At 63.3% G+C, this 15,582-nt stretch carries 16 protein-coding genes; 7 read left to right on the plus strand and 9 right to left on the minus strand.

The window, feature by feature from the left end:
- Window positions 1-117 precede the first annotated feature (117 nt).
- On the plus strand, window positions 118-3,573 hold the full coding sequence (locus ARUE_RS18485) for a DEAD/DEAH box helicase (RefSeq protein ID WP_014922846.1): 3,456 nt from the start codon (window positions 118-120) through the stop codon (window positions 3,571-3,573).
- 115 nt (window positions 3,574-3,688) lie between these two features.
- Here ARUE_RS18485 and ARUE_RS18490 read toward each other — a convergent pair whose 3' ends face one another.
- From ARUE_RS18490 to ARUE_RS18500, 3 genes are all read right to left on the minus strand, one after another.
- Window positions 3,689-3,940 (minus strand): hypothetical protein, encoded by a 252-nt coding sequence (locus ARUE_RS18490; protein ID WP_014922847.1) that lies wholly within the window; start codon window positions 3,938-3,940, stop codon window positions 3,689-3,691.
- 86 nt (window positions 3,941-4,026) lie between these two features.
- Window positions 4,027-5,199, minus strand: a complete 1,173-nt coding sequence (locus ARUE_RS18495; RefSeq protein ID WP_014922848.1) for an MFS transporter — start codon at window positions 5,197-5,199, stop codon at window positions 4,027-4,029.
- Entirely contained in the window at window positions 5,196-5,861 is a 666-nt protein-coding gene (locus ARUE_RS18500; RefSeq protein ID WP_014922849.1) for a GntR family transcriptional regulator, read from the minus strand. Before ARUE_RS18500 ends, ARUE_RS18495 begins: the two co-directional genes overlap by 4 nt.
- Before the next feature lie 154 nt (window positions 5,862-6,015).
- On the opposite strand from ARUE_RS18500, the gene ARUE_RS18505 reads away from it, so the two are divergent.
- A complete protein-coding gene (locus ARUE_RS18505; RefSeq protein ID WP_043470705.1) occupies window positions 6,016-6,291 on the plus strand; it encodes a hypothetical protein in 276 nt (91 codons plus the stop codon).
- 146 nt (window positions 6,292-6,437) lie between these two features.
- On the opposite strand, the gene ARUE_RS18510 is transcribed toward ARUE_RS18505, so the two are convergent.
- The 3 genes from ARUE_RS18510 to ARUE_RS18520 form a co-directional block, all read right to left on the minus strand.
- Complete coding sequence (locus tag ARUE_RS18510; RefSeq protein WP_014922851.1) at window positions 6,438-6,779, minus strand: hypothetical protein; 342 nt, start codon at window positions 6,777-6,779, stop codon at window positions 6,438-6,440.
- A 187-nt stretch (window positions 6,780-6,966) separates the two neighbouring features.
- Window positions 6,967-8,685: an amidase gene (locus ARUE_RS18515; RefSeq protein ID WP_014922852.1), complete on the minus strand. Its 1,719-nt coding sequence runs from the start codon at window positions 8,683-8,685 to the stop codon at window positions 6,967-6,969.
- A complete protein-coding gene (locus tag ARUE_RS18520) occupies window positions 8,685-9,743 on the minus strand; it encodes an agmatine deiminase family protein (RefSeq protein WP_043471514.1) in 1,059 nt (352 codons plus the stop codon). Before ARUE_RS18520 ends, ARUE_RS18515 begins: the two co-directional genes overlap by 1 nt.
- A gap of 83 nt (window positions 9,744-9,826) precedes the next feature.
- On the opposite strand from ARUE_RS18520, the gene ARUE_RS18525 reads away from it, so the two are divergent.
- The 3 genes from ARUE_RS18525 to ARUE_RS18535 all read left to right on the plus strand — a co-directional run bounded on the left by ARUE_RS18525 (window position 9,827) and on the right by ARUE_RS18535 (window position 11,780).
- Window positions 9,827-10,462, plus strand: coding sequence for a TetR/AcrR family transcriptional regulator (locus ARUE_RS18525; protein ID WP_014922854.1), 636 nt, complete (start codon window positions 9,827-9,829; stop codon window positions 10,460-10,462).
- 54 nt (window positions 10,463-10,516) lie between these two features.
- The gene (locus ARUE_RS18530) at window positions 10,517-11,167 is read left to right on the plus strand and encodes a CG0192-related protein (RefSeq protein ID WP_014922855.1); all 651 of its coding nucleotides are present in this window, start codon (window positions 10,517-10,519) and stop codon (window positions 11,165-11,167) included.
- A gap of 190 nt (window positions 11,168-11,357) precedes the next feature.
- A complete protein-coding gene (locus ARUE_RS18535) occupies window positions 11,358-11,780 on the plus strand; it encodes a hypothetical protein (RefSeq protein ID WP_014922856.1) in 423 nt (140 codons plus the stop codon).
- Window positions 11,781-11,806: 26 nt separating this feature from the next.
- Here the strand turns inward: ARUE_RS18535 and ARUE_RS18540 are convergent, their stop codons facing one another.
- Window positions 11,807-12,109 carry a DUF3040 domain-containing protein gene (locus tag ARUE_RS18540; protein ID WP_011776196.1) on the minus strand — a complete coding sequence of 101 codons (303 nt, stop codon included), beginning with the start codon at window positions 12,107-12,109 and terminating at the stop codon, window positions 11,807-11,809.
- 300 nt (window positions 12,110-12,409) lie between these two features.
- On the opposite strand from ARUE_RS18540, the gene ARUE_RS23465 reads away from it, so the two are divergent.
- Window positions 12,410-12,805, plus strand: coding sequence for a hypothetical protein (locus ARUE_RS23465; RefSeq protein ID WP_286139808.1), 396 nt, complete (start codon window positions 12,410-12,412; stop codon window positions 12,803-12,805).
- Here ARUE_RS23465 and ARUE_RS18550 read toward each other — a convergent pair.
- The gene (locus tag ARUE_RS18550; RefSeq protein WP_014922858.1) at window positions 12,802-13,542 is read right to left on the minus strand and encodes an IclR family transcriptional regulator; all 741 of its coding nucleotides are present in this window, start codon (window positions 13,540-13,542) and stop codon (window positions 12,802-12,804) included. The genes ARUE_RS23465 and ARUE_RS18550 overlap by 4 nt on opposite strands.
- A complete protein-coding gene (locus ARUE_RS18555) occupies window positions 13,542-14,357 on the minus strand; it encodes an IclR family transcriptional regulator (protein WP_011776199.1) in 816 nt (271 codons plus the stop codon). The genes ARUE_RS18550 and ARUE_RS18555 overlap by 1 nt, the downstream gene beginning before the upstream one ends.
- A 174-nt stretch (window positions 14,358-14,531) precedes the next feature.
- Here ARUE_RS18555 and ARUE_RS18560 point away from each other — a divergent pair, with 174 nt between their 5' ends.
- Window positions 14,532-15,578 carry a zinc-dependent alcohol dehydrogenase gene (locus tag ARUE_RS18560; RefSeq protein WP_286139809.1) on the plus strand — a complete coding sequence of 349 codons (1,047 nt, stop codon included), beginning with the start codon at window positions 14,532-14,534 and terminating at the stop codon, window positions 15,576-15,578.
- Window positions 15,579-15,582 lie beyond the last annotated feature (4 nt).

A 15,582-nucleotide genomic window follows, 5' to 3' on the forward strand; every position in this document is an offset into this window, starting at 1 on the left:
GTACGCGCGGGAGCGGCGCGGCAATCGAGGAAGAGGTTAACGGAGGGCGAAGTTTGGGAGCCGTTTTCTGCTGACTAAGATTGAACAGATATCCTCCTGCCGAAAGTAGCCCGACGCATGCCGTCCCACACAGACGAAAACTGGGAACTGGCCATTCAGACTCCTGCCATCACGGACCGCTCGCTCGCGGCCGGACTGGCTTATGCCATGGGCAGCCGCGTGAACGGGATCTCTTTCGACGCGGCAACTGGCCTCCTCATGGGCAAGGTCCGCGGCACCGGTCCGCAACCGTATTCGACGTCGGCAAAACTGGTCCGTAAGCCCAGCGGCTGGAGCTGCACGGTGGGTATCTGCAACTGCCCGGTCCGTAAGGACTGCAAGCATGTGGCCGCATTGCTCTTCACTGCCGAAGACCACCCCACCATCCGAGCCCAGCTCCTCTCCCAAGCGCCCGGAATTCAGACCTCCAGGGTGGGTTCGGGCCAACAGGGCGGGTCGGCACGTCCTGCTTGGGAACAAGCCCTCAACAGGCTGATCACCAAGCCCGGCACAGCGCCCAGCGCTGCGGGCATCCAGTTGGCGCTTCAGTTCGAGATTGAGGAACCGGCGGCCCACTTCTCCTACACAGGCCGACGCGATCCCATGCGCAGTGTCCGCCAGCTCAAAGCGCGCCCGGTCATGATGGGTGCCAAGGGTAAATGGATCCGCGGCGACGTCTCCTGGAACAACCTCAGCTACGTCAGCTTCCGGCGTGAATTCAACGAGGTCCACGTCGAGTGGCTTCAGACTTTCCTGGCTGCCCACGGTTCAAGCAACGGCCGACAGCAACCCTCCGGAGCCATGTGGCTGAGCCTGAACGATTTCGCCGCCAAAAACCTCTGGACCCTCCTCGCCGAAGCCACCAAAGCCGGCATCCCGCTCATTCATTCCGCTGGTAGCGAGCCTGTCCGCGTCGAGACGCAACCCGCCGTCGTCGGACTCAGTTTGGCGCGCCTGGCCACCGATCCGGACACCGCAAAGCACGAAGCGCCCGACGGCGGCCTGCAGCTCGCGCCGTCAGTCACCCTGGGTGGGGAAGCCGTGGATCCCGGATCCGTGGGTTTCCTGGGCAAGCCGGCCAACGGAATCTTCTTCACGCACTCCGGGGATTCCCTGCCGGGCGTGCCCCAGCAGAAGAACCTCATCACCCTCGCCCCTATGGAAGGGGGCATCAGTGATGAGTTGCTGGAGTTCGTCATGGACGGCGACACGCTTCAGATCCCGGCCGAGGATGAGAGCCGGTTCCTGACCTCGTTCTACCCGAAGCTGCGGCAATCCACGCCCGTGCAGGCCGCGGATGAATCGGTGGAGCTGCCCACGCTGGCTGTCCCCACACTGTCCCTGCTGGCCAACTACGGCAACGATCACAAGGTCCGGCTGCACTGGGAATGGCACTACAAATCCGGCACCCTGGTCACCGCGCAGCCATTGTGGCGCCACCCGGACGACCGCGGCTACCGCGATGACCTTGAAGAAGCACGGATCCTCGAGTCACTCGGACGTCCGTGGGACGTGGTCCCCGCACTGGCCGAATCAGCCACGGGTGGCTGGGGTGCACCCCGCATCGCGGCCTCCGCTGAGCTCAGTGGCCTGGACACGCTGGCGTTCACTGAAGAGGTGCTGCCCGCGCTCAAGGACCTGCCCGACGTCGTGGTTGAAACGTCCGGCGACATCGCCGACTACCGTGAGGCCGCTGAAGCGCCTGTGGTGTCCATTTCCACGAAGGAAACGGCAAGCGGCGACTGGTTCGACCTCGGCATCGTGATCACGCTGGAAGGCGAACCCGTCTCCTTCGCTGCTGTGTTCTCTGCGCTCGCCGCCGGAATGAGCCGCATGCTGCTGCCCAGCGGCGCCTACTTCTCGCTGGACCTCCCCGAACTTCACCAGCTCCGCGCGTTGATCGACGAAGCCCGCTCCCTGCAGGACAACCCGGACAACAAGGACGGCACCCTGCAGATCAGCCGTTTCCAGGCCGGGCTCTGGGACGAACTGGCCCAACTCGGCATTGTGGATGAGCAGGCCGCAGCCTGGCGTGAGGCCGTTGGTGGACTGCTCGACGACGGCGTGACCGGGCTTCCGCTCCCGGCTGGCCTTAACGCTGAGCTACGTCCGTATCAGCTCGAGGGATTCAACTGGCTCAGCTTCCTGTACAAGCACAGCCTCGGTGGCGTGCTGGCTGACGACATGGGCCTGGGTAAGACCGTGCAGGCCATTGCGCTGATATGTGCGGCGAAGGACCTGGCTGCGGAGACTGCTGCCGCCGCTCAAGGTGATGCTTCCGAGGTGGTTCCGCGGGCTCCTTTCCTGGTGGTCGCACCCACGAGTGTAGTGAGCAACTGGGCGGCTGAAGCGCAGCGCTTTGCTCCCGGGCTCGTGGTCCGGACTGTTGGTGAGACCTTTGCCAAGAGCGGTATGGCACCGGCCGAAGCGTTGGCGGGCGCCGACGTCGTCATTACCTCCTACGCGCTGTTCCGCATTGATTACGATGCCTACGCGTCCTTCCAGTGGGCCGGGCTGATGCTGGACGAAGCGCAGTTCGTGAAGAACCACCAGTCCAAGGCGTACCAGTGCGCGCGCAAACTGCCGGCCCGTTTCAAACTGGCCATCACAGGAACGCCGCTGGAAAACAACCTCATGGAGTTCTGGGCGCTGACGTCGATTGTGGCACCGGGCCTGTTCCCGAGCCCCAAACGGTTCGCGGAGAACTACCAAAAGCCGGTTGAAAAGAACGGCGACTCGGCGCAACTAGGCAAGCTCCGGCGTCGTGTGCGTCCGCTCATGATGCGCCGCACCAAAGAGCAAGTCATCAAGGATCTGCCGCCCAAGCAGGAGCAGATCCTTGAAGTGGTGCTGAACCCGCGGCACCAAAAGGTTTACCAGACTCACCTGCAGCGCGAACGGCAGAAGATCCTGGGCTTGATTGATGATGTGAACAAGAACCGGTTCACCATCTTCCAGTCGTTGACGTTGCTGCGGCAGCTGAGCCTGGATGCGTCGTTGGTGGATTCGTCGTTGTCCGGTGTTCGCTCCTCCAAACTGGATGTGCTGTTCGAACAGCTGGAGGACCTTATCTCCGAGGGTCACCGCGCCCTGATTTTCAGCCAGTTCACCGGATTCCTGGGCAAGGTCCGCGAACGGCTGGATGCCGAGGGCGTGGAATACTGCTACCTCGATGGCAGCACCCGCAACCGTGGTGATGTGGTGAGCGAGTTCAAGAACGGCGCCGCTCCGGTGTTCCTGATTTCGCTGAAGGCCGGTGGCTTCGGGCTCAACCTGACCGAGGCCGACTACGTGTTCCTGTTGGATCCGTGGTGGAACCCGGCGTCCGAAGCCCAGGCCGTGGACCGCACACACCGCATTGGGCAGGCCAGGAACGTGATGGTGTACCGACTGGTGGCGAAGGACACCATCGAAGAGAAGGTCATGGCGTTGAAGGCCAAGAAGTCACAGCTGTTCGCGGATGTGATGGAAGGCGATGCCTTGGCCGGTGGCTCGTTGACGGCTGATGATTTGGCGGCGCTGTTCGCGGAGTAGGCAGCGCAAACCGTGTAAGGGGCTGTCAAAGGGGGCCGGATAACAAGTATTCGATCCTGTGCTCCAGCGCAGAGATTCTCTCTTCAGTCTCCACATCCCAGTCTTCTCGGAGTACTCATGCCGGGCTGCTGTATCTGGTAATAATCACATCGTCCGCAGCGTCGAATAATCGACGTCCTATGCCGTCGAGGTAGACCCAGAGTCCGGTGCCATCAGGCATGACATCCGCCACCACCCCGATCTGGGTACCTTCATCGGATACTGTCACTACCACCTCGTCGCCCGGCAGGAAATACTCCCACGCCTTGTAGCGACGCACTGGCAAGGCATCCGGATCCATCATTTTGACCACAGTGCTTTCCTCCACTGAGAACTGCCCCCCTCACTTTCCGCTTAACTAGCAGTGTGGGGAGCGGGCGGAAGATGACGGCTAAGTGGAAAATATTTGCTTGGCTAGTCGTCCAGCCGTACGCCCCGCAACAACAACATGGTTCCGCCCACGGCAACCGCGGATGCCAGGAACACACCCGCTGCGCCGAGGCCCACCGCCACAACGCCGATAGCGCTGGGCAGGACCACCTGCCCCACCCTGTTTCCGGCCAACCGTAAGGCCAGCGCCCGCCCGCGTTGGCCTTCGGGTGCTTGCGCCGAGAGCCAGGACATGGTTAGTGGTTGGCCTATCCCGAGGCCAAGGCCGAGGAACGCCATCACGGCGAACAGCAACCACTCCGGCATCGGAATGGCTGCCACGCCGAGGGCAACTGTGGAGATGGCCAGGCTGAGGATCAGCAGCTTCATCCGGCCCAGTTTGCGGGACATGCTGCCAAGTCCCAGCCGGGAAACCATGGAAAACAGGGCGCGGACGGTCAGCATGAGGCCTACGGTTGCAGCGGTCAGGCCACGTTCCGCGCCGAGTGCAGGCAGGTACACGACCGTCAAGTCCACCACTGCCAGGACAGTGGCGCTGGTTGCCAACGCGCGGACCACACCCGGCGTCCGGAGGAGCGAGACCGCACTGCCCTTCGGCCCGCCCTTGGCGGTGCGCCTCCTGCGGCTGACCTTGGCGGAGATAACAAATGTTGTCAGGAACAGCACCAGGCTCATTGCCGTCGCAAGCAGGAAGATTGCCTGCGTGTTCGGGCGAACAGAAGCACCGCCCACTATGGAAATGGCCAGCGGTCCCAAGGCTTGCCCCAGCGATGCGGCGAAGGTCAGGTACCCGAAGGCAGAGTCCAGCCGCGACGACGCCGCGTTGTTCGCCACCACAGCCTGTTGCCCCACCACGCAGGCCAACTGACCCGCTCCCAGAAGCGCTGTCCCGGCCACGAGTGCCGGGACTGAGGTCCCCCAGAACAGCAGGAACGCAGAACAGCCCAGAACGACGGCGGACCCGATCGCCATCAGTCGACGCTCACCCAGGCGGTCCACCAGCCCGCCGATGGGCAAGGCGAGTAACAAGGGAAACACCGCATAGCTCGCGGCGAGAAGGCCCAGCGCGAATCCAGGGACGTCCAGTTCAAGTGCGCGGTACGTGGTGGCGGGCCGGACCAGGAACGTCACTGCTTGGATGAGCGCCGAGTGGATGAGGAGTGCGGTGGATGAACGCCGTCCGAGTTCGCCGATCATTCGACCACGAGGCCAGTGCCTGAGATGACTCGCAGTGTCTCATCACGCGCGCCGATGACGTGGTCGAAGGCAATCTTCGCGGCCTTTTCCGGATCCTTGGATGCAATGGCCTCGACGAGGAGCCGGTGATTGGCGAGTGCTTCATCGCGACGTTCGGGGGCATTATTGGTGAAGTACCGGTAGCGTTCAACGTGGCTTCCGATCTGCCCATGGAAGCGTTGGGCCCAGGAGTTTCCGGCGATCCTGGCGATGGCGGCGTGCAGGGCAACCCCGTATTTCATGGCTTCATCAGCGAACTGAACCATCGCAGCGTTGCGGGCCACGATCCCCCGAAGTTCTTCAAGATCCGCGGCACTCGCATTGGCGCACGCTTCCCGTGCCATCAGGGATTCCAAGGCAGCGCGGACATCGTAAAGCTCTGAAATCGCCTTCTCATCCAGCGCCGGCACCATCACTCCCCCGGTGGGTTGCTGCTCGAGCAAGCTCTCCGAAATCAGGCGACGGATAGCCTCACGAAGGGGCGTCCGGCTGACCTGAAGGGCCGTGGCCATGGCGGGCTCGTAGATGCGCTCACCCGGTTTGAGCTCAAGGCTAAGAATCTGACGTTTCAGTTCGCCGTAGACAAGATGTGCCCCTGTGTTGCGTGGTTGTGGATCCGCCATATAGCGCCGCCTCGGCTAGGAAGTGTACTTGTATACATCTATACACCCAGACTGGAGGACCTCACAAAGGGTTACACTGCGACCACTTCTGATTGACCACGACCGAGCGTGTTCGAGTGCCTTGTTGCCGCTTCAAGGGGCTCATAGTGTCGCCTTGCCCGGCCCTTTCGAAAGCCGGTCACTGAATCGCAACCCGGCGCTCGGCGATTCCACCAGCGGCTGGGACCGCTCCAACATCACCAACGGACTGGGCATCGCAGGCCGCATGGTCAATGACCTGCGCGAGCTCGAGCCCGACGCATGGGTGTTCTGGCAGCCCGTGGAGGACACCTACAAGCAGGAGGAGGCCGACAAAGGCTGGGGCTCCATCTACGTGGACTTCGACTGCAACTACGAGGGCGCGTCCCTCTCTCACGTCCCACGCCCTTGAGCCGATCCCTCTCTCACTCTTCTCAGAAGAGTGAGAGAGCGTCCCGCTATAAGGGCTGGGAAGTGAGAGAGGGTTGGCATGCAAAAGGGGACCGGTTGATCAAGCGGTCCCCTTCACACTTAAGTTCGGCTAGGCCGCGGGCGTCATTAGCCGCGGCACAGTTCGCCGAACTTGGCGCCGGCTTCCTGGAAGGCCGACGTAAGCTCGCCCATCTTTGCTTCGTTCGGTTCTTCCTTGGCCTGCTCGTCCAGGTACTCAAGGATGGCTGTAACTACAGGCTTCATCTCGGTGGACGCCACCGGTTCGATAGGCCTGATGGCGTTGGCTGCGCGGTTCGAGGCCGTCTGGCTCGGGTTCTGCGGAATACTGGCTGCGGCGACGCCAACGCGGTCACAGGTTTCCGCGGTGGTCAGCTGCTGCTGCGCGGAACAGGCGGATGCCGAGGCAATAAGCCCGGCAGCGATCAGGACAGTGGTGAGTTTCTTCATGGTTCCCTCAGTGGTCGACGTCCCTTTGATTGTAATCAGAGCCGGGGCCCGGCCACGCATCGGCGTCCGCGTTCCTCCCCGGTTAGTTCCCCCGTCGGGCACAAAACGACACCGACCCGCCGGTGTCGGAGCCTTCTTACGGTGACAGCGGGAAAGCAACCGGGCAGGAACGCTGGCATAAGCAAAGCTACAGCGCGGGCGTACGGGGCGGCGTGGTCCGCCGCGAACCCGTTGCTTCGAAGGCGGCAGCCAGCGTCAACAAGGCCGTGTCATCGTACGCGCGGCCGGCGAAGGTGAGGCCCACGGGCATGCCAATATCCGCCATGGTTCCCATCGGTACGGTAACGGTGGGGATGCCCAGGTGCCTGGGAACGAGGTTGCCGTTGGCCACCCACACGCCGTTGCGCCAGCCCAGGTCTGCGGAGGCAGGGTTGACGTCCATGTCGGCAGGACCCACATCCGCAGCCGCCGGGAACAGGACTGCGTCCAGTCCGAGCCCGTCCATCCACTCCTCGAGGTCAATGCGGCGGGTCTCCTCCAGGCCGCGCACTCCGCCTTCCAGCTCGGGGATCTCGGTGAAGTTGGATACGCCGTATTCGCGGACATGCCGGGGATAAGCGGAGATGTGGTCGTCGAATCCGGTGTAGCGGTCTGCCAGGGCGCCCTTCGGGTGCGGGAAGATCGCAGCGCCGTCCACATCGGCAAGCCTGTTGAGGGCGGGATCACCGTTGGCGCGCAGGAAGTCGTCCCATGCCCAGGCCGAAAGGTCCTCGATTTCACGTTTGAGGTACTCGGTGCTGACCAAGCCGCGAGTGGCAATGGTAGGCGCGCCCGGTCGGTCGCCCTCGTAATTTGAGACCACGGGGAAGTCCACCAGCACTACTTCAGCGCCAGCGGACTCAAGGTCCCGCTTGGCGGCTTCCCACAGGTCAATCACGGAAGCCCGCGTCTCGATGCGCCGCCCGGTGGGGCCACCGATGCCCGGCTGCTCGCTGGTCCCGGCGTCCGGGTCTGCGTTGATATACATGCGCGGCACCCCGAAGCGCTTGCCCCGCAATGCCAGCTGCCCGCCGTCGGCGTCTTCCACGGCAAGCGTCAGGTAGGACTCCGGGCGGACCTCGGACGATTTCGGGAGCTGAACCCACGGCTGCGCGCGCCAAAAATCACCGCGCGTCTCAGCGTCATCGGCAACAATGACATCCAGCAGTTCCAGCATGTCCGCCATGGTGCGCGTGTGCGGGACTACGACGTCCATGGTGGGTACCAGCGGCCAGTTGCCGCGCACCGAGATGACACCGCGCGAGGGCGTGTAGGCGCAAAGAGCATTGTTCGACGCCGGTGCGCGGCCACTCGACCAGGTCTCCTCACCCAGGCCGAAGGCCGCGAAGCTGGCCGCCGTCGCGGTTCCGGAACCGTTGGAGGAGCCGGAACCGAAGGCTGCCGTCAGGTACTCAGCGTTGTACGGGCTTTCAGCACGTCCGTACACACCGCGCTGCATTCCGCCATTGGCCATCGGCGGCATGTTGGTCAGGCCGAGCAGCACCGCTCCGGCGTCGCGGAGTCGTTCAATGGTGAAGGCATCGCTCTGCGCTACCAAGTGCTCAAAGGCCGGCGAACCTGCAGCTGCCGTAAGCCCCTTAGCCAAGTAGCTGTCCTTGGCTGTGTAGGGGATCCCGTCCAGCGGCCCCCGCACCGCGCCCTTCGCCCTGCGCTCGTCCGAGGCCCGGGCGTCCGCCAAAGCCTCCGGGTTCATCACCACCATGGCGTTGAGTTTGATGCCGTTGCGATCGTAGGCATCGATACGGTCAAGGTATGCCTGGGTGAGTTCCTCGCTGGTCACCTCGCCTGATTCGAGCGCAGCGCGCAACTGCGCGATGGACGCTTCTACGACGTCGAACCGAGCCATTACGCTGCACCTCCAGCGCGTTGCGCTCCACTGAGGCGCGGCTGCTGCTGGGTGATGCAGTGGATGCCGCCACCGCGGGCCAGGATCGGCCGGGCGTCCACGGTGACCACGCGGCGGCCGGGGTAGGCTTCGGCCAGGATCTCGGCCGCGAGGGAATCGGCACGTTCTTCACCGTAGCCACAGGCGATGACGCCACCATTGACCACCAGGTGGTTGACGTAGCTCCAGTCCACAAAGCCGTCTTCGTCGCGCAAAGTTTCCGGCGCAGGCAGCGGCACAATCTCGAACGGCTTGTCCGCTGCGTCCGTCTGGGTTTCCAGGAATGCCTGGAGCGTGCGGCTGACTTCGTAATCCGGGTGCTCCGGGTTGGTCTGGGAATGCAGCAAGATACGGCCGGGGGTGGGCAGGGTGGCCACCATGTCGATGTGGCCGCGCGTGCCCAGGTCCTCGTAGTCGCGGGTCAGTCCGCGGGGTACCCAAATGACCTTGGTGGCTCCGATGGTGCGGGCCAGTTCGGCTTCGACTGCCGCTTTGTCGGCATAGGGATTCCGGCCCGGATCCAGCTGCACGGTTTCGGTGACCAGCACGGTTCCTTCGCCGTCCACGTGGATGGCGCCACCTTCGTTGACCAGCAGCGAGCTGACCAGCTCGGCGCCCGCCTTCCCGGCGACGAAGCGGGCCATTCCGGCGCTCTTCTGCCACTCGGACCACGCCGGAGCACCCCAGCCGTTGAAGATCCAGTCCACGGCGCCAAGCACGCCGGGACGTTCGTCGTCGAGGACGAAGGTGGGTCCGACGTCGCGCATCCAGAACTCGTCCAACGGTGCCTCGATCTGTTCGATGCCACTGCCCAGCATGCGGGCGGCGCGTTCGCGCTCGCTCGGGTCCACCACCATGGTGACAGGTTCGAATTCGGCTACCGCATGGGCGACGGCGGTCCAGGCCGAGTAGGCCTCTTCGGCGGAGGCGGCGTCGTGGCCAAGCGTCAGGCCGGTGCGGGGGAACGCCATCCAAGTGCGCTCATGCGGTGCGGTTTCGGCCGGCATTCTCCAAGCCATGGGTGACTCCTTCGTCTTCAGTGCAAATCTCTTGTTGATCACACGATCAACAATGCTGAAAAGGTAATCTAGACTGGTCATTGATGTCAAGCACTCCACAGAAGCGCGCAGTCCGGAAGTCACCGGCAGAGCGCGCCGCAGAAATCACAGAGGCCGCCCGCGAGATCGCACTCGAGGCCGGGCTTACAGCCCTGACGCTGCGCAATGTTGCCGCCCGGGTAGGAGTCGCTTCAGGCCTGGTGGCGCACTACCAACCCAACATGGACGCGCTCGTGTCCAGCACTTTCGCCACCATCGTGGCTGCGGAAACACAGGAAGTCGCAGGCTTGCTGAGCCTGCAACCGGGACCGTCGGAACGACTCGCCCTCTTGGTGGACACCCTTTTGGACAACAGCAGGCTGGACGTCACGGCAATCTGGGTGGAGGCCTGGACCTTGGGACGCCGCAACGAAACCCTGGCCGCCTCGGTCCGCGAGCAAATGGATGCTTGGCAGAAGGTCTTCCAGGGAGTGGTCGAGGACGGGAACGCGACCGGAGCGTTCAACGTTTCGGACGCCGCGGCCGTCGCCTGGCAGATTCTCGGCATGGTGGATGGCCTGAACGCCCAAGCCTTGGTCCGCTGGGATGGTGTCAACGATCGCGGCACGCACCTTGCCCGCGCCGTCGAGGGAATGGTGGGCGCCGCCCGGGGTTCACTAACAACCAAGCCGGGCGCGTAGCTGCCACAACCGTGGGCAGGACGCTACACCGTGGCCCTGCCCTAGGCTGGGACCATGGCGATCATTCACAAGGCAACCCTGTCCCCTTCCAAGCTCGAACTCATCGCTGACTACCTCCCAAAGCAGCCTTGGTTCATCCAGGATGGCTCCCCGGAGCTCATCGGCGCCTACCGCTTTGACGATCCCGCTGGCGAGGTCGGAATCGAGACCCACGTGGTCACCGCTGGCGAGCGCGTCTACCAGGTTCCCCTTAGCTACCGCGGCTACGAACTGTCCGGCGCTGAGGAGTGGCTGCTCGGAACCATGGACCACTCCGTCCTCGGCAAGCGCTGGGTGTACGACGCCTGCGCCGATCCCATTTACGTCAAGGCTCTCGCCACCGCAATCCTCACCGGCCAGCAGGAGGCGGAACAGTTTGTGGACGGCGAGCCTGAGCCCCGGCCCAGCACGGTCACGGTGAAGGGCAGCGGAAAGCTCGACGGCGGCGTTCCCGCCTTGAGTGCCTCGGCGCCGGTATCCGGCAGCGGCGTGACCATCATTGATGCCGTCGAGCTTCGCTTGAAGGTGGCGCGGGTAGTGGACGTGGCAGCGGACGCTTCCGCCAACTCGGCCGCTGCCCCGGAACTGCACAGCGAGCTGACCCTGAACGGCACGTGGGCCGGGCTTGAAAACCCGGTGGAGTTGGCAGCAGTAATCCGGAACTGATACTCGACGTTCCTTCCCAGTTACCCCACCTCCCGGCCAATGTGGTCCCGGGGCGGCCGCGTGATGGCTAGGCCGCGCCGGGGCTCAGGCAGGAGTACCCGGGAAGGAGCGCACGCCGGGGGCACCTGTTGGTCGCAGCGGCTCCGGCGTAGGCTGGCACCAAGCCATCTAACTACGTGAGGGGTTCGGCATGTACAAAGCGCAAACCATCATCCCCGCCGCCCAGGATCTGGCACGGGAGTGGGTAACGCATGCAGCTGAGGGCACGTCGTCCCAGACGGATGCGGTGGTGAGGTGGGCATTGGCCCGGATCAACCATGCCGATGTGCCGTCCGTGGTGCATGGCGTCATGCTCACTTTGACCGGTAACAAGAAGGCTGCCAAGGAAGCTAAACGCACTGCAACCAGAGCAGTGAAGAAGGCAACCCAAGCGCTCAGCCGGAAGACAACTCAACGCAGCTCCGGCCGTGCCGTATGGTTTACCGCCATCGTTGCGGCCCTGGTGGGTGCGGGCGCAGTCTTTGCTTGGCGCATGATGATGCCCCCGGGCGAACCTGAGCCAGCCAAGCAGCCGGAGACCCCGGTCCAGCCGCCGGTGCCCCCGGTTCCCTAGTCACGCCACCAAAGGTGCCGGACCCGCTACGGTGCAGGGTCGTCGTCGTGCCGTTGTATCCGTCTCCGTAGCGACTTCCCGGCAAAGAGCCAGTAAGCGCCGCCGCTGGCCAACAGGAACCCCAGCACGCCCAAAATGACCAGCTGGCTAATGATCCCGGCGATAACCATCACGAAACCGGCCAAGACGGCAAGAGTGCCCAGAACAGCACGCGCCAGCGCGCCTCGTGGGCGGCCTGACTTCAGCTCATAGGCGAGATCGGGATCCGTTGAAGCGAGATCCCGCTCCAGCTCTTCCAAGCTCCTGCGTTCTTCTTCCGACAACGACATCGGAGTTCCTCACCACACAAGCAGGGCCGCCAACCTTGCGTCGATGCTCAGAACATCAGCACGAGCTCTGCTTGCCGTGCTATGCCTTCATTATCTTCCCGTTAGGCAGTTCTAGCCACAGGCAGGAAATGCCGGACAACCGTGCAGTGAGCGGCTATGGCGGCGTCGTTGATTACTCGGGGGAGGGAACCATCGGGATCGCGCCTTACCAAGGGTCCTCAGCATGCTTACGATGGAGTGGCGGGTTACGGCCCACTAATGCACGGACTACCGAACGCCGACTGGAAAGTTGAATTCCCCATGGCACGACGAAGCTCCACCAAAGCAGCAAACCTCCCCGGCCCCGGTTCCAAACGACGCGGACCCGGACGGGCCATCTGGCTAATTGCCGCCGGTCTCGTCGCTGGCATAGCCGGTGGAATTTTCGGTTTCCGCATGCTGGTGCCACCGGGAGAGCCCGAACCGGACAAGACCCCTCAGCGGCAACCTGCCGAAATTCTGGTCCCGGAAGAGCCGGTCGAGATCTCAACGAGAATGCGTCCCGGCGAATGGACTGAAGAGTCATTGCTGGAGCACGTCGAGGATTACAAGCAGCAGATCCGGGACATGGGCGCGAAAGAATCGCAGATCGTAGTCAACGTGGAGCGGACGGAAGCGGGGGCTGCCCGCGTGGTGGTCAGCTGGGATCGATCCTAGAGTTTGGCCGCTGTTTCCTTCGCCGCTTCCTGCAGCAATGCAATAAATTCGTCCTGCCGAGGAAGGACGTCATCACGAAGTCCGGCAACTGACAGTGCCCCGCGTAATACGCCATGGGAATCGAACAGCGGCACTCCCAGTGCGGCGACACCGACGGTGACGTCCTGGTCAGACACACTGAAGCCGCGTTCCCGGATGATTTTTGCGTCAGCCTCAACCTGCTCTGCTGTGGTGAGGGTGTTCGGCGTGATCGCCTGCAGCGGAGCCGACGCTGTGACGCTGTGCCTGAGTTGGTCATCCCATGCCATGATGGCCCGCGACGTTGCACCTGCGTGCGGCGGGAGGGTGCCGCCGGGGTTGAGGAGCAGCAGCGTCACTTTGGTCCCTTTGACCCAATCGAGGCAGGTCACGAGTTGGTTCCTTACGGCGCAGAGATAGACGGTCTGGCCCGTGAGCTCGTTGAGGCGGGCCATGGCGGGACGGGCTGCGGAGACCTCCGGAATCCCTTGCAGGGAAGCACTTGCTAGGTGAAGGATCTGCGTACCGAGTTGAGCCCTGCCATCTTCCCGGATTCCGATCAGTTCCACGTGTTCGAGCGCGTCAAGCAACCGGTACACGCTGGGTCGCGGCATGGAAATTGCCTCGGCGATGTCCACCACGCTCATGGGTCCGTTGTCGGCCAGCGCGTTGAGGAGGTCAGCACTGTTGGCCATCACCTTGATGGGTTTCGCTGCCACTAGACGGCCCCGCTTTCTACGGCCGGCAGATGAGCCTCCGGCAACTGAATCGCACCAAGCGCCCGGCTTACGGTTGCGGCAGCAGATTGGACCATCGCGACGGGGTCGTAGTCGCTGTGGAACACCCTGTGGGTCTGGCCACTGATGGACAGCGCTCCTACAACGGCACCAGTGTGGTTGAAGATTGGCGCACCAACGCCGCCAATCCCCTGACCCCAATCGCTGTGCGCCACTGCAACGCCGGCGGACGCCGTTTCCGCTAGGAGTCGGCGAAGTTCCTCTGCGTTATGGGCCACCGGGCCGAACAGTTCATCCTCAGGCAGGTCCCTCAAATAGCGTTGGACCACCTCGGGGATTTCGAAGGCGAGGATAGCCCTGGGCGCGGCCCCCTGGCCCAAGGGCATGGACTCGCCCAATCTAAGGTTGTGGATCTGGACATCCAGGCCATCGATTCGGTCAATGCACACGGCCCGGAGGCCGCGCCTGATGCACAGGAACGATGTCTGGCCAGTGGCAGCGTGCAACCTCTCAAGCTCTGGCCGCGCCAGGTCCCTCAGGTCCAGCTGGGCTTCCAGCTTTGCTCCGAGCCGAACAAAATCGAGGCCGAGCCGGGTCTTGCCGCGGCGCGACCCATCCTCCACCCAGCCGATCGCCTGGAGCGTCGAGAGCAGCCTGTAGAGGGAGCTTGCGGGTTCAGCTGTGCGCTCAGCGAGTTCGCTCACAGTCAGCTCGCCTGCCTCAGCGATCGCGCGAAGGACTGCCGCAGATTTGGTCACGAGGTTCATTCCACCGCTGGGATCCGTTGCTTCCGTCATTGGAACCTCTCACCTAGCGGACACACATCATGACTCACGATACGTAAGGCCCATGACCAATGCAACAACGGCGTCGCCAACTGATTTTTATCAATCAGTGGAACTTATGTCCGCCAGTTGATAACTTGAAGGGAAGTGGTCAAGAACCATGCCGTGCACCCGAAGGAGCAGTCGATGACGACACCAACCATTGAAACCATCCCGGATATCCGGGCAGCCGTCCTCAAGGCCCCAGAGCAGTTCGGCACGCAGCGACTACGGCGCCCGGAGGCAGGGCCGGGCGAAGTTCTTGTTCGGGTCTCATTCACCGGCATCTGCGGCTCGGACTTCCCCATTGTGAGCGGCACCCACCCCCGAGCTACTCTTCCACTGGTGATGGGGCACGAAATTACCGGCACCATTGAGAATCCAGGGGACAGCGGACTGACTGAGGGCGCCACGGTGGCCGTCAACCCCCTCCTGCCCTGCGACACCTGCGGCGCCTGCCGGAAGGAACTGTGGCACGTCTGCAGAAACCTGAGGCTGCTTGGCATCGATACGCCCGGATCCATGGCGGAATTGATCGCCGTACCTGCCGCGAACGTCATTCCCTTCTCCGAAAATGTCCCCGCCAAGGAAGCAGCCCTGGCCGAGCCGCTCGCAGTAGCAGTTCACGCCATTCGGAGGGCCAGGCTCGCAGCAGGCGAGCGCGTGCTGATCTTCGGCGCAGGACCCATCGGAATCCTGGTTGCGCTGGCCGCCCGTCACGCAGGTGCGGCTGACGTTACTGTCGTGGAGCCAAGCGAACGACGCCGGGAAGTAGTTGAGGCGCTCGGCCTCCGGGCGCTCGGGCCAAGTGACGTCCCGGTAGCCAAGGAGCATGGCGAGACCGCCACCGACGTTGTCTTCGATTGCGCAGGGCATCACAGCGTCACGCCCCTTCTAACCAAGGTGGCGCCAGTGCGGGGGCGGATTGTGATTGTGGCCGTGCACCACGGATCGGCCGAGGTAGACCTGCGCGAGCTCGCCTTTGCCGAACAGGAAATCCTCGGGGTGCGCGTCTACGAGTCCGCAGACTTCGCCGAGTCCGTACGGCTGATCAGCCACCATGAACTTCCACTGGCAGGAATTCCGATCTCTGAATACCCCCTGGAATCGGTGGAAGAGGCTTTTGCCGAGGCGCGGTCAGGCACTGGAGCAGTGAAGATCCTTGTGCGAAGCCTGCCCCAACCCCTGCATTAATTAT

Origin of the sequence: Arthrobacter sp. Rue61a (genome assembly GCF_000294695.2) — a bacterium.
GTDB classification, from domain to species: domain Bacteria; phylum Actinomycetota; class Actinomycetes; order Actinomycetales; family Micrococcaceae; genus Arthrobacter; species Arthrobacter aurescens_A.

Coding starts and splice junctions, on each gene's coding strand:
- ARUE_RS18485 (WP_014922846.1), top strand. CDS start 118: ATGCCGTCCCACACAGACGAAAACTGGGAACTGGCCATTCAGACTCCT.
- ARUE_RS18495 (WP_014922848.1), bottom strand. CDS start 5,199: ATGATCGGCGAACTCGGACGGCGTTCATCCACCGCACTCCTCATCCAC.
- ARUE_RS18500 (WP_014922849.1), bottom strand. CDS start 5,861: ATGGCGGATCCACAACCACGCAACACAGGGGCACATCTTGTCTACGGC.
- ARUE_RS18510 (WP_014922851.1), bottom strand. CDS start 6,779: ATGAAGAAACTCACCACTGTCCTGATCGCTGCCGGGCTTATTGCCTCG.
- ARUE_RS18515 (WP_014922852.1), bottom strand. CDS start 8,685: ATGGCTCGGTTCGACGTCGTAGAAGCGTCCATCGCGCAGTTGCGCGCT.
- ARUE_RS18520 (WP_043471514.1), bottom strand. CDS start 9,743: ATGGCTTGGAGAATGCCGGCCGAAACCGCACCGCATGAGCGCACTTGG.
- ARUE_RS18525 (WP_014922854.1), top strand. CDS start 9,827: ATGTCAAGCACTCCACAGAAGCGCGCAGTCCGGAAGTCACCGGCAGAG.
- ARUE_RS18530 (WP_014922855.1), top strand. CDS start 10,517: ATGGCGATCATTCACAAGGCAACCCTGTCCCCTTCCAAGCTCGAACTC.
- ARUE_RS18535 (WP_014922856.1), top strand. CDS start 11,358: ATGTACAAAGCGCAAACCATCATCCCCGCCGCCCAGGATCTGGCACGG.
- ARUE_RS18540 (WP_011776196.1), bottom strand. CDS start 12,109: ATGTCGTTGTCGGAAGAAGAACGCAGGAGCTTGGAAGAGCTGGAGCGG.
- ARUE_RS23465 (WP_286139808.1), top strand. CDS start 12,410: ATGGCACGACGAAGCTCCACCAAAGCAGCAAACCTCCCCGGCCCCGGT.
- ARUE_RS18555 (WP_011776199.1), bottom strand. CDS start 14,357: ATGACGGAAGCAACGGATCCCAGCGGTGGAATGAACCTCGTGACCAAA.
- ARUE_RS18560 (WP_286139809.1), top strand. CDS start 14,532: ATGACGACACCAACCATTGAAACCATCCCGGATATCCGGGCAGCCGTC.